Origin of the sequence: Georgenia sp. M64 (genome assembly GCF_038049925.1) — a bacterium.
In the GTDB taxonomy this organism is placed as follows: Bacteria; Actinomycetota; Actinomycetes; order Actinomycetales; family Actinomycetaceae; genus Georgenia.
Genome location: NZ_CP145809.1, coordinates 1,566,098 through 1,580,363 on the forward strand (window position 1 = coordinate 1,566,098; position 14,266 = coordinate 1,580,363).

Here is a 14,266-nt window from a genome sequence, read left to right on the forward strand (position 1 = left end):
GCTTCGCCGGACCGCTGTCCGTCCCTCTCCGTAGGCTTGTAGCCATGCCCTATGTCGCCACTGTGTTGCGCGTGATGATCGCCTCGCCCTCTGATGTGCCGGAGGCTCGCGATGCTGTAGAGAAGGCGGTACACGGCTGGAACGACGCGAACGCGAGGAACAAGGGCGTGATCCTCCAACCGTGGCGTTGGGAAACCTCAGCGGTGCCGGTCATGGGCGCTCACCCGCAGAAGCTGATCAATGCACAAGGCGTCGATGATTCGGACATCGTGTTCGCGCTGTTCGGCGGACGACTCGGCTCACCGACACCTGACGCGATCTCGGGAACCGCCGAGGAAGTAGACCGAGCGCTGGAGCTAGGCAAACCTGTTCATCTCTACTTCTCGACCGCTGCTCTCCCGAACGACATCGATACCGCGCAGCTCGATGCCTTGCGGGCCTTCAAGAAGGACATGCAGGACCGCGGACTCCTCGGCGAGTTCAACAATCCCGAACAGCTCAATCACGAGGTCTGGAAAGCGATCGAGCACGACATCGTGGCCCTGAAACTCGACGCGACACCCGCCGTGCAGTCACAGCCAAGCGGAGTGGACTTCCTGGTTCAGCCCCATCAAGAGCGCGAAGTCTCGGGAGTGAACTCGAAGGGTGCACCGCGCTACACGACGAAGCACTGGCTCGACATCACAAACACTGGCGATCGCGACGCGGAAGGCGTTCTGTTCGAGAGCGTTGGCGAGGACAGTGCCATGTTCATCGCTGGCCCGGAAGGATCCACCACGATCCACCGTGGCCAGACCCGGCGCCTGCCGGTGATGTTCACCTTCGGAGGGTCGGGTGACCCGGTTCTTCGCATCCAATGGGTCGAAGATGATGACGCCAAGCACCGAGACTTCCACGTTGGGTAGTCACCTGTAGCTACACCGTGCGGCACAGCGGGAGCGCCGCCGCGGTGAACGCTGCGGCTTGCTGGCCGATGAGCCGGCGGGTCTCGCAGGAGGCTTGGATCGCGGACTGCTCGATCGCGGCGACTGCGGCTTCCAGGTCATCGAGGGTGGGCGCGGTGATGCTGATGAGGCCGGAGACGCGGAGCACGCCGTGTCCGGCGGTGAGGTCGGCTTCCTGTTGGAGCACGTCGTGGTACTCGGCGGTTTGGGCGGCGTCCTCGATCTGTCCCATCCGTGCGCGCTGGGCGGCATCGGAGAGGTGTTCGACCTTCTTCTTGCGGATGTCGCGGGCGGCCTGGTCCGATCGCATCGGGGTGTAGAGCAGTGAGACGGAGCGTTGGATGCCGGTGGACAGCAGTACGGGGGCGAGGAAGCCCGGGTAGACCATGCTCCGGGGCCATTCGGCGACCCACAGGACGGTGTGCCAGGCCGAGTCGGTGCGCAGGCTGCCCCAGGTCTCGGTGACCGCGACCGGGCCGGCGGTGGCGAGGTCTTGCCCGAGCTTCCCGTGCCGCTCCAGCGTGGCGGCGACGGCCGGGTCGTAGGCCGAGCGCAGGATCACCGCGACCTGGCCGGGGCCGAGCCACCCGACCGGGGTCAGGTCGGCCGACCGCAGCGCGGCGGTCAGGGTCGCCATCTCTTGGCGCAGGACCGCGGCGGCGCCGCGGATGCCGCCGCCGGCGGTCCTGATCTGCCGGGCTGCGGTCTTCATGTCCAGTGAGAGGCTGATCGTGGTGGCGTGCCGTTCCCCGGCGGGACCGGCTCGTTCGATCAGCTCGGTGTAGGTGGTCGCGGCCCAGGAGTCGTCGGCGGTGCCGTGCTCGGCCCACCATTCGGCCAGTCCGGTCCCGGAGTCCGGCAGCGTCCGCTCCAAGACTTGCAGGGTCGCGATCCGCCCGGATCGGCAGACTGTGGCGAGCACCCGCCCCCAGGAGGTGACCCGGCGTTCCTGCTCGCCGGGGTCGAGCAGCACGAACGCGGGATGGGTGACTTCGCAGACCACGGTGAGGGTGGACTGGCGGGGGTCGTGGATCATGCATGCCCCGGTCTCGGGGTCCAGATGCTCGCGCAGCCGGGCCATGTCGCCGGGCATGGCGAGGTTCCCGACCGGGCGCGGGGTGACGATCCGCCGGCGGTACAGCAGTTGCCCGCCGGTGGAGCGCCACAGCCACCAGCAGGCGACGGGCAGCCATTCGACCATCGGCCGCCCGGCGACGGGCACCCAGGTCAGCACCGCGGCGAGCAGCCAGATCGGGGCGGTGTAGGCCAGCAGCATCCCGGCTCCGCCGTAGAACGCCGTCAGTACGGCCAGCCCGCCGATGCCGAGGGTGATGAGCTGTGAGACTGAGAGCCCCAGCAGCACGCCCCGGCGGGTGAGGCGGGAGAACTTCACCGGCGTCAGTTCACTGCCCGGAACCTTCTGATCTGTCGTGGTGGGCATGGCCGATCACTCCTTTCCGGTCTGCGGCGGCTGGGACGGTGCCGGGGTTCGCGGCTGGGGCGCAGACGGCGGGGGCGGTGTCTTCGACGGCGCGGTCTGGCCGCTACCCGCTTGGCCGTCGGCGCCGCTGGCGGCGGTCTCGGCCTGTCCGGCGACTGCTTTGCCGGCCTTCGGGCCGGCTTCGGCCGCGCCCTTGACGACCTGCGCTCCGACGACCACTGCCGCTGCCGGACCCGCCGCCGCAGCACTGGCCCCCGCTCCTGCCGCCGCACCGGACCCTGCGCTGGCTCCGGCGCCTGCGGTGCCAGCGCTGCCGGTGCCGCTGGCTGCGGCCGGTGCCGGGGTGCGCGGCGGCGGGGTGCCGCCTGGTCCGCCGCCAGCCCCCTTCCCGCCTCCCGGGTCGCCGCCCTGGGGGTCATCGAGAACCTTCTTCGGCTCGCCGCCGCCGGGGGTCTTGGAGGGCAGCGGGAGGGGACGGTTCAGGGCGTTCTTGGCTTCCTGCTCGGTGCCCATCTGCTGGTAGAGGTCGAAGCCGATGAACGACACGAACCGGTAGACCATGTACGGGGCGAAGGCCGCGATTCCCATCAGCACGATCCCGGTGATCGGCTCGGTGACCGCGGTGATGTCCGCCTCGATGGGGGTGGCGATCTGGGTGATCGCCAGCAGGAAGATCACCACGAGCACGAGCTTGGACACGATCAGCGCGATCACGAACGCGGCCCACTTGCCGATCCACCCCTTGGTGGCATCCCACGAGGCGCCGGCGAACGCGATCGGCGCGAGCACGACCCCGACCAGCAGCAGCGCCTTGCGGATCAGCAGTGAGAACCAGACGATGAAGACCGCGGCGATCATCAGCCCGGCCAGGAAGATCGTGACGATCGCGCCGACGCCGGGAGCGGCGATGTTGATGCCGGTCAGGCCGGCGGCGAGCAGGATGATCTTGTCGCCCATCGTCTCGGTGGTCTCCCCGGACGCCTGGATGATGCCGATGCAGAGCTGGTCCACGATCTCCAGCGCGAGCGCGGTCAGCGTGACCACAACGAACGCGCCGAGCACCGATTTCGCCGCGCCGAGCGCGGCCCGGGACAGGGCGGTCGGATCACGCTTGATGAGCCCGGTGATGAGTTGCAGGCAGAAGAAGATCAGCACCAGGAACACGCCGATGCCGAAGATCAGGTTGTAGACGCTGGTGAACCCATCGGTCTGGACATCGACCAGGGTGGTCGTGTCGAACACCGCCCACATCGCCTCGATCAGCCAGCCGGCCGCGCCGCCCATCGCCTGGGCGAGCCAGTCGAACGGGGCCGCCACGACCGTCGCAGCAGCTTCCCCGGCCACATCGCACACCGACGAGATGACCGGCACATCGCAGACACCCATCGTGAACCTCCTGTCGTGTCCGGGCCGGCCTCAGACGGCCTGACCGACGTCCCAGAAGAAGTTCACGAGCGTCACCGCCGCACCGCAGATCACCGCGGCACCGCAGGAGATCAGCACGCCGAGCTTCCCCCGCCCGGACAGGTGCGGATTGGAGCTGTTGGCGCCGTAGGCCCACACGATCGCGGACACGATCAGCGCCAAGACGGACAGGATGAGGCCGACCGTCATCACCGCGCCGACGATGGCGCGGAGCTGTTCGATGCCGGGCAGGCCGGAGCTGTTGGGGTCGATGTCGATCACGGCGGTTACTCCCTCGCTGAGCGGATGGCTGGTTCAGCGGCGAGGTGAGCCAGTCACACCCTGAGCGCGTGCTGCCGTCGCGCGGGGGTCAGAGCTGGCGGCCGAGGACGATCAGCCAGTTCACCCACGCCACCCCGGCACCGGCGAGCACGGCGGCACCGACCCCGACAAGCACCCCGACCCGGCCTTTGGAGGCCAGCGAGTGGTTGCCGTGCGAAGCGCCCAGCGCCCAGCAGATCGCCGAGACGACGATCATCAGCACCGCGACGACGAGCACGATCGTGAGCAGCGCACCGATCACCTGTTCCAGGTCACCGATCCCGGCCAGGCCGTCGAAGTCGGGGAACACGTCCATCACGCACCGGCCTTGACGGTGACGTGGAGGTGGTCGAAGTGTCCGCCGGTCACGTCACCGGGGTCGTGGCTTCCGCCGCCGTCGTAGTCGCGCCAGCCTTCGCCATCGCGGGCGATCGACCAGATGCGGCCCTGCCAGATTAGGTACTCCACGCCCAGGGTCTCGGCGTGGTCCTTCATCCAGTTCGTCACCCGCCAGCCGTCCTCGAGTTGCGTGGGGGTGGGATAGGTCCCGATCCGGTTGCCGAAGGTGATGTCGCAGGCGCGTCCCAGCGGGTGCTCGGAGGTGGTGCCGGGCCGGGGCGAGTAGCAGGCCCAGCCGGTGTCGGGGAACCCGGCGCGGGCTTGGGCCACGAGGTGTGCCACCCGGGCGGTGATCTGCCCGTCGCTGGTGGGGTCGTCCACGAGCCGGTCGGGGTCGCCGTCGACCGGGGCGGGTTCGCCCGCGGTGCCGCCGGGGGTGTCACAGCTGGTCGGGGCGCCGACTGCGGCTTCGGGCAGGTCGGCGGCGTTGTGCGCGTTGAGCCAGGCGGCGGCGTCGACGGCCTCGCCGTGGGTGCCGCCGGGGCGGACCTCGAAGTGTAGATGCGGTCCGGTGGAGTTGCCGTAGCTGCCGACATCGCCGATGTGCTGCCCGGCGACGACCCGGTCACCGGCTGAGGCGTGGAGGCCGGATTCCCACATGTGGGCGTAGGCGGTCGCCACCGTCTGGCCGTCGATCTGATGCTCGATGACGATCAGCCCGCCGTAGCCGCCGGAGAACTCCGCGACGGTCACGGTGCCGTCCGCGGCGGCGAGGATCGGGGTGCCGTCGGGGGCGGCGAGGTCGGTGCCGGTGTGGAACGACGACTCTCCGGTGATCGGGTGGACTCGTGGCCCGAACTCGCTGGTGAGCACCCAGGTTCCCTCCGGCAGCGGGAACACTACCCGCGCGGACTGTGCCACCGGAGCCGCCGCGACCACGGACCCCGCCGGACCGGCCGAGCCGGATGCGCCGGTTCCGTCGCTGGCGGCGCCAGTGAGGGCATCGAGGATCGCGTCGGCGACTGGCTGGTAGTTGCGGTAGCGGTCCGGGTAGGCGCTGACTTCGACGGCTTGGGCGGCTTCGCCGGGGTCCATGTGCTGCCAGCCCGGGATGTCCAGCAGCCCCCGCGGGCTCGGGTAGTTCGGGCCGTCCGGGCCGCCGAAGAACGCCCGCGCCTGGTAGGTCGGGTCCATCAGCTCCGCGACGGTGCCCCACCCGGATTGCGGTCGCATCTGGAACAGACCGAGCGAGTCGTGATCCGAGCCGTTGCCGTCGTTGGGGTAGTTCCCGCTGTCGGGGTAGGCGCCGGTGTTCGCCAACTGCCGCAGCGTGCTCTCGGTCAGCGCGGCCATCAGCGCGATCGTGATGCCGGGTCGGCCGACGCCCTCGATCCCGCCGCCGATCGTGATGATCGTGGCCGCGTGCGTGAGTTGCTGCCGGTTCAGCGTGAACGTCTCACCGTTGGCGGTCGTGACCGTCAGCGACTCCGGGACGGCCCCGACGGTGACGGACCCGCCGGGGGTCGCGCAGTTCGCGGCGGCGGGATTCATCAGCACGCCGATGCCGACCAGCCCCAGCATGGGGCCGAGCAGCAGCAGCGCGAGGACGGCGGCGGTGAGCTTCGTCAACACGGTAGGACCCGGCGGCTATCGGAGTGGGTTGTCGAGCTGGGACAGGCGCAGTACATGACACAGGCCGGTGCGCAACTGCGGTGTCGGCGGCGGGCAGGCCAGGAACACCGTGAACGACACCGACTGCTCAGCCGTGACCGGTTCGCCGTTCCAGACGCCCGCGCGGTGGCGGGTGCCCTCGATCGTGACCGCGGTGGCACCAGGAGGGAGCTGCCCGGGCTGGGCTTGCTCGACCGCCTGATCCCATGCCTCCGGTACGAACGAGCGGTCGATGACCAGGCGCTGGGTGGTGGCGTACTGGCGCAGCTCGATCCACGCCTCCCGGGAGGGCAGGTAGGCGGCGATGTCCGAGGCGAGTCCGGCCTGCTCGGCGCCGGAGGGGTCGCCGACCTCCAAGATTCCCGCGGAGTAGTCCAGCGGCATCAGCCCCGAGCCGGTGTCCCACCCGAACAGCGCCTCCGCGACGTTGCGGGCGAACTGATCCGGGTCGTGAGAGGGCAACACTAGCGGCGGCCCTGGCGCCTCCGGGCCGGTCTCGCCGGGCACGGTGACGGTCGGTGCCGGTGCGGGTGCGTCGTCACGGGGTGGTCGTGGGCCGGTGATGAGCCCGTAGACGCCGATACCGACCAGGAGCAGCAGCACGATCCCGGCGGCGATCACGGCGATCAGCCGGCCACGGGACCAGGACGCGAGATTCGTCTTCATACCCGCCAGGTGCGCCCACCCACGACACGCCGGGACCCGGGGTAGTTCAGAGGGCGCGTAGCAGCGGCTGGTCGGGCTGGGTCGCGGTGCGGGCGGTGCGGAGCCGGTCAGCGAAGGCCATCGTGCCTTCGACGGCGGCGAAGAACGCCTCGATCTGCTCGTCGGTCAGGTCGGTCGCCAGCTCGTCCACGTCGTAGTGCGTCCACCACGCGTCCAGCTCGCCCCAGGTCAGCACGAACGCGCGTACCGAGAACCGCGTCGGCCCCTCGTCCCCGTCAGCGGGTCGCGCCCCGGATGCGGCCCGTTTCGGAGCCTTTCCGCGCCGGGTGGTGTGGACGCGGGCGAGCGCTTCGTCGGCCAGCTCGTGCAGCCGCCGGTCCCGCTCGGCACCGGTGTCGGCGTGTGCGTCCCGGAGACGCTGGAAGATCGGATTGACCGGCGCGCCGGCCTCGATCCGCGCCAGCCCGTCACGGGCCTGGCCGCGCAGCTCCTCAGAGACGGCGGGGTCGCCGGTCAGGCGTTGCAGGAACCCGATCTGCTCCAGCCGCGTGTAGGACGACGAGCCGGTCACCATCCGTGCTGCCTGCGCGCGGGCATCACCGAGCGGGCCGGGTGCTGGTGGTCCCGCCGAATCGGCGGGACCATGCTTCCCGGGCTCGTGGCCGTCCTGGAACTGGGTGGCCGCCTTCCTGCGGGCGGCGTCCTCGGCGATGAGTTCCTTGATCTCCCGGTACAGCCCGGCGGCCTCGATCGGGGTGAGGGACTTGTGGAGCTGGTTGTCGTCCTGTTCAGCGAGCAGATGCCCGAGCCGGTCCGAGATGCCCGAACGCACCCACACGCTGACGCGGCGGTGCCCGAGCTGCTTGATCGCCGCGAGCCGCCGCGCCCCGCACACCAGCGTCCCGTCCGGGGTGATCGTCGGCGGCTGCAACAGGCCGTCCCGCTCGATCGACGCCGCCAGAGCGTCGAGGTCGCCCAGGTCGGTGCGGTGCCGGCGCCCGACGGTGATGGAGTCCACCGTCCGCTCCAGCTCGATCCGCCCGTCCGGGGTGTTCATCGGGCGCCTCGCGACGTGTCGGTGCCGCGCGTGTTCGTGCCGGGTGCCGCCAGCGACAGGGTGAGCACGAGGTCGTCGTCGCGCAGCAGCACCGGCAGCGTCTCACCGATCAGCAGCCGCAGCAGGATGCCCCGTCCGGCGCCGGTCGCCGCGAGCTCCGCCGCGGGGCTGCCCAGCAGCGCACGCAGCAGCACCGCCCAGGTCCGGCCCGGCATGTCGAGCAACGCGCGGGCGTGCTTGTCGCGCCGCAGCGTCTCGTAGGCGGTGTGCCGGTTCCCGACCCGGGTCAGCGCCCCGCAGACATGCTCCACCGCCGCCCGCGCGGTCCCCGCCGGCCAGCCCAGCAGCACCAGCAGGGTGATCGCATCCGCGACCGCCGCGGTCGCCGAGGTCGGTTCCGACCCGTCCCGCCCCGCGTCGTCATCGTGTTCCTCGCCGTGCCCGGTGGTGTCATGCGGATCGGTGATCTGGAAGGCGGGGTGGTAGTCGTCCAGTGGGTTCTCCCGGTCGGAGAGCCGTTCGGGGTCGTGGAACACCGAGTAGCGGGGCCGACGCGCCTGGTGGGTCGAGCACAGCAGCCCTTGGCCGCGTTCCTCGGCGATGCAGGTGATCCGCACCGCGTGGGTGACCACCGCCCACGGGTCATCCGCGGTGCGGGCGGCCTTGCTGCGCATCACGTCGAACGCCGCCGACGCGGCCTCCCACGGGTCGAGCCGGTGCTTGTGCGCCAGGGCCGCGTACTTCTCGGCCGCGAACGCCATCAGCTCGCCCGCCACCGGGTCCTGCTCCCACGCTCCACGCCCCGCGGCGTGGAGCCGGTGCAGCAGTGCGCGCAGCCCTTCGCTGCTGCGGTAGTCCTCCGCCCGCTCGCCGCTGCTCGTCGCGTTGGTCGTGCCGGTGGTTGTGGTGTCGTCAGTCATGGTCGGGGCACCTCCTGGCGGGCAGGTGCGCCCGCAGGTCCCTGCGGGTCTGACCTCCGCCAGCCAGGCGTCCACCACTGACCACCGCTCCCGGCTACCGCATCCCGACCCCGGACCGCGCCTGGGCATGGTCCGTGCCGCCGCGACGCCCGAACGCCGACAACGGCGGCAGATGCCGGGCCCGTTCGCCCGCCCACTGCGCGCCCTTCTCGATCGGAGCGCGCAGCCGGCGGCTCCCCGCGGCGGCGAGGTCGACGCCGCCGCGCGACAGCGCCCCGCCGGCACGGGCGAACAGATCGGTCGGGCGCACCCAGTCCACGCCCCGGCCCCGTACCTGCGCCAGCTTCTCCTTCGCGGCCCGGCGGGACGCGGCGTCCCTGATCGCGTCCGGCGTTCCCGTCGCCTCCGCATCCTCGGCCGGCGCGGTCTGTGTCTGCGGGGCGTCGTCCGGCACGCGATGCCGGCGGTACTGCTCGACCGGGTTCGTCTGGTCCTGGTCGTTCATGACGTGACTCCTTCCCTTACGGGCTCGGACCCGGGCGGGCCGGCCTCATCGCTGTGGTGCGCGTCGGGACGCTCGGGGCGGGGCAGCCACCGGCCGACCGTCGAGGGATGCACTCCCAGGTGCCGGGCGATGGCCTTGTTCGACCACTCCCGCTCCCGTAGCTGCGCCGCCTGCGCCCGACGATCCGAACCCGCGTCTTCACCCGCCTCGACGGGGCCGGGCGTGGCAGGCGGGGGTGCGGCCGGTGCGGGCTCGATGCCTGGCACGGTGGCCGTGGCGGGCGGCACCTCGCCCGCTGTCTCTGGCGGGTCGGCGGGACGGGCGCCGGCTCGGGTCAGGACGACGGTCAGATGGGTGATCGCCAGCAGCACCACGGGCGGCACCGCGGCGACGGCGGCCGCGAGCGGGCCGGGCACGTCGGCGTCCGCGGCGACGACCGCGTGCAGGGAGTTCGCCGTCACCGAGACCGCCGCGCCGCCGATCAGCAGCGTCCACGGATACCAGGCCGCCTTCTCACCGGCGAGCGCCACCACGGCGACTGTGGACACCACGATCACGCCATCGACGATCAGTGGCCACGCCCACGCCTGCCCCGCACCGATCCCGGAGCGGCGGGCCAAGTCCGCCAACGCGGTGAACGACAGCCAGAACGCCCCGGCCGCGATGAACACCGTCCCGGCAACGGATGTGACCACCGCCCAGCGCTGCCCCCGCACCCTGTTCACCCCAGGCCCCTCACCGCGCTCGCCCGTGACCCGGGATCACGTCGAGCGAGCCCGCCCGCTGGCGGGCTCGCCGAGGCGGAGCGTTCTCGGCGGGCGGCTCCCGCGTTGACGCTGCGGTAGGCGCTGTAGACGGTGCGGGTGATCTCCCGCTCGGCGAAGTCGGGCTGCTCGGCACGCACCAGCGCATCTAGAGCCTCGGAGACCGGCACGTTCCCCTCAGCCAGGCGGCACGCGGCCCAGAACAGCTTGTAGTTCCGATCGCCCTTGACCTGCCGGGACAGCCACGCCGCCAGCCGGTCCGCGTCTTCCCGTCCCGACGCCTGCCCACCTTGCCGCAATGGGCGGCGTGGCGGTGGCGGATCGAGGAAGTCGCGTAGCCGCACCGCATCCACCGGGGCGACCACACCGGTGGCCACTTGCTCGACCCGGTACGAGACCGAAGTACCGTCCAGTCGCAGCGTCGAGGGCGGGGCGATGACGTAGCCGCCGTCCCCGCGGCAATCCACGCCGGCCTTGCCGACCACCCACGACCGCTGCACCCGCCCCGAGACAGCCGGGAAGTAGGCATGCTGACCCCCGGTGGGCGTGGTCACCGTCGCCAATGGCGCCGGGATCAGACCCGCCCGAGCCGCCCGCGCATACGCCGCGTACCCATCGACACCGTGCACGTCCACATCGATCACAACCAGACCTGAGACGGCGCCGGTCGGGATGCCGATGTTCGCCTCCGGCTGCCACCGCCACCACCCCTGCACGCGCCGCGCGTCGGTCGTCGCGCGCCGGAAACCGGACGAGACGAGGGGCGTCTTCTCACCCGGCACGCACGGGAACACCGGCACCCCGGCCCGTGCCAACTCGCGCGCCGCGACCGACAACGGCAGACCGTCGAGCCGGTCGAACACGGCGGCGAGGGTTCCGGGGGCGACCATCACAGCACCGGCCCCGGCGCCGCCTGCACCCTCCGCGGCTCACGCTCGGGCAGCGGCTCCACCCGCGGCGCCCGCTCCGGTGCCCGTTCTGGTCCAGAGTGTGCGGGTCCGGAGCGTTCGGGGGTGTCGATGCGCAGCGAGGTCGGGTTGCCGTTGCCGAGCTGGATCGTATCGAGCTGGCCCAGAACCTCGGTCGCGGTGCGCCGGACCTTCTCGCCGGTGTCGCGGATGACCTGAACCGGGTCCTTGCCGTCCACGTTCGCCGCCCACCCCGCCACATAGGGGACCGTGTAGTCGCTGGTGTCCATGCCATGCGCGGCAGCGATCATCAACGCCACCGACTCGGCCTCGACCTCACCGGTCCCGCGATGCCGGCGGGCCTCCTGCTGGTTCGGCCCGTGCATCCGGACGTGACCCAGCTCTTTTCTGCACCAGCGCTGAGAGGCCGCAGGGGAAACTAATGTCATGCGGGTTAGGTGTGCGAACCGATCCCGAGGTCGTTCTCACGCAGCACGGGAGCCTTGGTGCGGCATGTGGAAGGGCGGATGTCGAACTCCACCGCCGCTAGCGCAACCGAGACAAACTACCGTCTCCCGAACGCTGGTAGGGGGTTCGGGGGTTCACGCCTGGATGACGCGAACCCCCGATGCTCGCTCACCTGGTGACTACAAAGCGGCCGTTCCGTAACGATGCCCTGCGCGGCACCGGTTCTGCGGTCTGCACTGTCTCCTGGAGGCCCACGAGGATGTAGTAGATGCCGGCCATCTGCGGCGACGCGTCCGGCCAGAGGTTCTCCCGGTCATCGTCCGAGAGCATCGAGATGGCCGCAGCCACCTCGGCCTCTGGGACATCGAGCTCCAGGGGCTCGGGCAGTTCCACAGACTCGAGCGATGCGACGGTGACCGTGCCCTCACTGCGGGAGGCGGCAACGACGGTGCCCCCCTTGCGCAGTTGCTTCACGAACGCGTCGAACGGTGCTTCCTCCACTTGGACCTCTCAGGAACTCGACGGGTAGGCGGTGATGATGTTCTGTGTCGCTCGGGCGACGATGACGTTCACATACTTGACCGCGACAACCTTCCCCGTCGACTTGTCTCTGAGCTGGATCTGCCGCTTGTAGTAGTAGGTGTCGTTCGAGCTCACGTAGGTGGCCGACGCGGGGTACAACAACGTCTCGGCGATTGCCCAGTCTGCGGCCGTTCGCCAGTTCACCCCGTCGTACACGGCGATCGCTTCCCAGTGCGCCTGGTGATTTTTTTGAATGTGCCGGTAGCCCCACGCGTCCGACCCGCACTTCAGGTAGGCCTTTCCTGCCGGCACGCTTTGCCAAGCCACCCGAGTGAAGGGATAGAGCCCCGTGGTGTGGTGTAACTGAGCCGGCTGCGTGAGCGGCTCTGCTGGGTTTGACTATGCCGTCTTCAGGGCGGGCGCGTCGACCTCCTCGTCGGTGTGTCGGCCGGTGGTGATCGCGGTGGGTGCGGTCGGGTGCAGCTTGGTCATGGAGGCCTCGGAGAGGTAGCGGCGGTCGGCGGCCTGCCACTCGTCGTGGGCCTCGATCAGGACCGCGCCGACGAGGCGGTCCAGGGCGGGGACGTTGGGGAAGATCCCGACGACGTCGGTGCGGCGCTTGACCTCGCGGTTGAGCCGTTCGATGGGGTTGTTGGACCAGATCTTGGTCCAATGGGCCTCGGGGAAGTCGGCGAAGGCGGTGATGTCGGCCTTGGCGCCGAGGAGCATGTCCGCCACGGCGGGGAAGCGGCCGGCGAGCATGTCGGCGACGGCGTCGACCTGCTCGCGCACCGCCTTCGCGCCGGGCTGGGCGAAGATGGTGCGGATGGTCGCGGCGACCATCTCGGCGTTGCCCCGGGTGACCCTGGCCAGCACGTTGCGCATGAAGTGGACCCGGCACCGCTGCCACGCGGCTCCGGGCAGCACGGTGGCGATCGCGTTCGTCAGGCCGCGGTGGGCGTCGGAGATGACGAGCTGGACCCCGGCCGGGGAGGCCTCGGTGGTCACGGCCAGGCCCCGGTCGCGCAGGGAGCGGAGGAACTCGGCCCAGAACGCCTCGGTCTCGCTGTCACCGACCGCGTGGCCGAGGATCTCCCGGCGCCCGTCGATCGTGACCCCGGTGGCGATGACCACCGCCTGGGTGACCACCCGCCCGCCGATCCTGACCTTGCAGTGCGTGGCGTCGAGGAAGACGTAGGGGAACCAGGTGTGGTCCAACGGCCGGTCCCGCCAGGTGGCCACCTCCTCGTCCAGGGCGGCGCAGATCCTCGAGACCTCGGACTTGGAGATCCCGGACTCGATGCCCAGGGCGGTGACGAGGTCGTCGACCTTCCTCGTGCTCACCCCGTGGACGTAGGCCTCGCAGATCACCGCGTGCAGGGCCCGGTCGACCCGCCGGCGCGGGGCGAGCAGGGAGGGGAAGAACGACCCGGTGCGGGTCTTGGGGATCTTCACCGTGATGTCCCCGGTCGCGGTCGAGACGAGCTTCTCGCGGGTGCCGTTGCGCCGGGTCGTGCGCTCTGGCGTGCGCTCGTGCGGCTGGGCGCCGATGTGCGCGCTCGCCTCGGCGTCGATCAGGTCCTGCAGCGCCGAGCCGAGCAGCCGGCGCATCACCTCACCCTCCTCGGCGTGCAGAAGTGTGTCGAGCAGGGCAAGCAGGGCAGACTGGTTCTTGGCCATCGTGTGATGCCTCTCTACGAGTTCTTGGTCGTTCTCGCAGAGCCTCACGCGGTGGCCCCTCCATGTGTAGGACCGACACGACCGCCGTGTCCCGAAGGGCCCGAGGGGCCACCAGGCCAGTTACACCACTCGATGGGACTTACCCAGTGAAGGTGCGCACCAACTTCGTGCTCGCGTCAGATACGCCGCATGCAGCCCACGTTGCGTTGATGCTGAACTCGGGCATCGCGTGAGATGGCTGCCCGGCTTCCGGTGCAGTGGACCAGTAGAGGTCCTCGGACGCTGGGGCACCGGGTTGGACGAGGGTTGCCTGGACCGGTCCGGCTGCAGCCGGTGCTGCTACGGCTACGCCGATACCGCCGACCGATAGCGCGAGAAATGCGGAAGTAATCACGGATGCGAACGAACGTGCGATCAAGACTCTCTCCCTTTGGTGCGAGCCCCGGCCGACTGCCGCGGGCGGTAGCGGCAGCCTCGCGATAATTCGTTCCACTCCGGCACGGATTGAATGGCGTCTACCTGCCATGGCATCTACCTGCCATGGCCTGATATCCGCTCCTCGTGTCTCGTGGTGAACGCCCCATCACAGCAGGCCATCCACCGCAAAGCGCGAAGAGCCAGAATGGGAGGCGGTAGTCGTCTCGGGTGCGGTAGTC

The 14,266-nt window shown here is 70.4% G+C and carries 16 protein-coding genes; 1 reads left to right on the top strand and 15 read right to left on the bottom strand.

Annotation, left to right across the window (positions count from 1 at the left end; genetic code table 11):
- The first annotated feature begins 44 nt into the window (after positions 1-44).
- Positions 45-905 carry a DUF4062 domain-containing protein gene (locus AAEM63_RS07050; protein ID WP_114116232.1) on the top strand — a complete coding sequence of 287 codons (861 nt, stop codon included), beginning with the start codon at positions 45-47 and terminating at the stop codon, positions 903-905.
- Between the two features lie 10 nt (positions 906-915).
- On the opposite strand, the gene AAEM63_RS07055 is transcribed toward AAEM63_RS07050, so the two are convergent.
- The 15 genes from AAEM63_RS07055 to AAEM63_RS07125 all read right to left on the bottom strand — a co-directional run bounded on the left by AAEM63_RS07055 (position 916) and on the right by AAEM63_RS07125 (position 13,610).
- Positions 916-2,385 (bottom strand): SCO6880 family protein, encoded by a 1,470-nt coding sequence (locus AAEM63_RS07055; protein ID WP_268777299.1) that lies wholly within the window; start codon positions 2,383-2,385, stop codon positions 916-918.
- 6 nt (positions 2,386-2,391) lie between these two features.
- Positions 2,392-3,771, bottom strand: a complete 1,380-nt coding sequence (locus AAEM63_RS07060) for a conjugal transfer protein TrbL (RefSeq protein ID WP_114116234.1) — start codon at positions 3,769-3,771, stop codon at positions 2,392-2,394.
- 30 nt (positions 3,772-3,801) lie between these two features.
- Entirely contained in the window at positions 3,802-4,071 is a 270-nt protein-coding gene (locus AAEM63_RS07065; RefSeq protein WP_007926521.1) for a DUF6112 family protein, read from the bottom strand.
- An 88-nt stretch (positions 4,072-4,159) separates the two neighbouring features.
- The gene (locus AAEM63_RS07070) at positions 4,160-4,426 is read right to left on the bottom strand and encodes a DUF6112 family protein (protein ID WP_114116235.1); all 267 of its coding nucleotides are present in this window, start codon (positions 4,424-4,426) and stop codon (positions 4,160-4,162) included.
- Positions 4,426-6,030 carry a M23 family metallopeptidase gene (locus AAEM63_RS07075; protein ID WP_187346593.1) on the bottom strand — a complete coding sequence of 535 codons (1,605 nt, stop codon included), beginning with the start codon at positions 6,028-6,030 and terminating at the stop codon, positions 4,426-4,428. Before AAEM63_RS07075 ends, AAEM63_RS07070 begins: the two co-directional genes overlap by 1 nt.
- A gap of 66 nt (positions 6,031-6,096) precedes the next feature.
- Complete coding sequence (locus tag AAEM63_RS07080) at positions 6,097-6,786, bottom strand: hypothetical protein (RefSeq protein WP_114116237.1); 690 nt, start codon at positions 6,784-6,786, stop codon at positions 6,097-6,099.
- A gap of 46 nt (positions 6,787-6,832) precedes the next feature.
- On the bottom strand, positions 6,833-7,843 hold the full coding sequence (locus AAEM63_RS07085; RefSeq protein ID WP_114116238.1) for a ParB N-terminal domain-containing protein: 1,011 nt from the start codon (positions 7,841-7,843) through the stop codon (positions 6,833-6,835).
- Positions 7,840-8,763 carry a hypothetical protein gene (locus AAEM63_RS07090; RefSeq protein ID WP_114116239.1) on the bottom strand — a complete coding sequence of 308 codons (924 nt, stop codon included), beginning with the start codon at positions 8,761-8,763 and terminating at the stop codon, positions 7,840-7,842. The genes AAEM63_RS07085 and AAEM63_RS07090 overlap by 4 nt, the downstream gene beginning before the upstream one ends.
- A 94-nt stretch (positions 8,764-8,857) precedes the next feature.
- Positions 8,858-9,268 (bottom strand): hypothetical protein, encoded by a 411-nt coding sequence (locus AAEM63_RS07095; protein WP_341360875.1) that lies wholly within the window; start codon positions 9,266-9,268, stop codon positions 8,858-8,860.
- Positions 9,265-9,984: a helix-turn-helix domain-containing protein gene (locus tag AAEM63_RS07100; RefSeq protein ID WP_282072119.1), complete on the bottom strand. Its 720-nt coding sequence runs from the start codon at positions 9,982-9,984 to the stop codon at positions 9,265-9,267. Before AAEM63_RS07100 ends, AAEM63_RS07095 begins: the two co-directional genes overlap by 4 nt.
- Positions 9,985-9,989: 5 nt before the next feature.
- The gene (locus tag AAEM63_RS07105; protein ID WP_229730361.1) at positions 9,990-10,895 is read right to left on the bottom strand and encodes a bifunctional DNA primase/polymerase; all 906 of its coding nucleotides are present in this window, start codon (positions 10,893-10,895) and stop codon (positions 9,990-9,992) included.
- 26 nt (positions 10,896-10,921) lie between these two features.
- Entirely contained in the window at positions 10,922-11,389 is a 468-nt protein-coding gene (locus tag AAEM63_RS07110) for a hypothetical protein (RefSeq protein ID WP_341360876.1), read from the bottom strand.
- Between the two features lie 187 nt (positions 11,390-11,576).
- On the bottom strand, positions 11,577-11,909 hold the full coding sequence (locus tag AAEM63_RS07115; protein WP_123918954.1) for a hypothetical protein: 333 nt from the start codon (positions 11,907-11,909) through the stop codon (positions 11,577-11,579).
- A 9-nt stretch (positions 11,910-11,918) separates the two neighbouring features.
- Entirely contained in the window at positions 11,919-12,257 is a 339-nt protein-coding gene (locus AAEM63_RS07120; RefSeq protein WP_341360877.1) for a hypothetical protein, read from the bottom strand.
- A gap of 72 nt (positions 12,258-12,329) precedes the next feature.
- A complete protein-coding gene (locus AAEM63_RS07125; RefSeq protein WP_341358468.1) occupies positions 12,330-13,610 on the bottom strand; it encodes an IS256 family transposase in 1,281 nt (426 codons plus the stop codon).
- Positions 13,611-14,266: the final 656 nt, after the last annotated feature.

What these genes read in the sequence shown, in the direction of transcription:
- AAEM63_RS07050 (WP_114116232.1), top strand. Translation starts at nt 45, where the DNA reads ATGCCCTATGTCGCCACTGTGTTGCGCGTGATGATCGCCTCGCCCTCT.
- AAEM63_RS07055 (WP_268777299.1), bottom strand. Translation starts at nt 2,385, where the DNA reads ATGCCCACCACGACAGATCAGAAGGTTCCGGGCAGTGAACTGACGCCG.
- AAEM63_RS07060 (WP_114116234.1), bottom strand. Translation starts at nt 3,771, where the DNA reads ATGGGTGTCTGCGATGTGCCGGTCATCTCGTCGGTGTGCGATGTGGCC.
- AAEM63_RS07070 (WP_114116235.1), bottom strand. Translation starts at nt 4,426, where the DNA reads ATGGACGTGTTCCCCGACTTCGACGGCCTGGCCGGGATCGGTGACCTG.
- AAEM63_RS07075 (WP_187346593.1), bottom strand. Translation starts at nt 6,030, where the DNA reads ATGCTGGGGCTGGTCGGCATCGGCGTGCTGATGAATCCCGCCGCCGCG.
- AAEM63_RS07080 (WP_114116237.1), bottom strand. Translation starts at nt 6,786, where the DNA reads ATGAAGACGAATCTCGCGTCCTGGTCCCGTGGCCGGCTGATCGCCGTG.
- AAEM63_RS07085 (WP_114116238.1), bottom strand. Translation starts at nt 7,843, where the DNA reads ATGAACACCCCGGACGGGCGGATCGAGCTGGAGCGGACGGTGGACTCC.
- AAEM63_RS07090 (WP_114116239.1), bottom strand. Translation starts at nt 8,763, where the DNA reads ATGACTGACGACACCACAACCACCGGCACGACCAACGCGACGAGCAGC.
- AAEM63_RS07095 (WP_341360875.1), bottom strand. Translation starts at nt 9,268, where the DNA reads ATGAACGACCAGGACCAGACGAACCCGGTCGAGCAGTACCGCCGGCAT.
- AAEM63_RS07110 (WP_341360876.1), bottom strand. Translation starts at nt 11,389, where the DNA reads ATGACATTAGTTTCCCCTGCGGCCTCTCAGCGCTGGTGCAGAAAAGAG.
- AAEM63_RS07125 (WP_341358468.1), bottom strand. Translation starts at nt 13,610, where the DNA reads ATGGCCAAGAACCAGTCTGCCCTGCTTGCCCTGCTCGACACACTTCTG.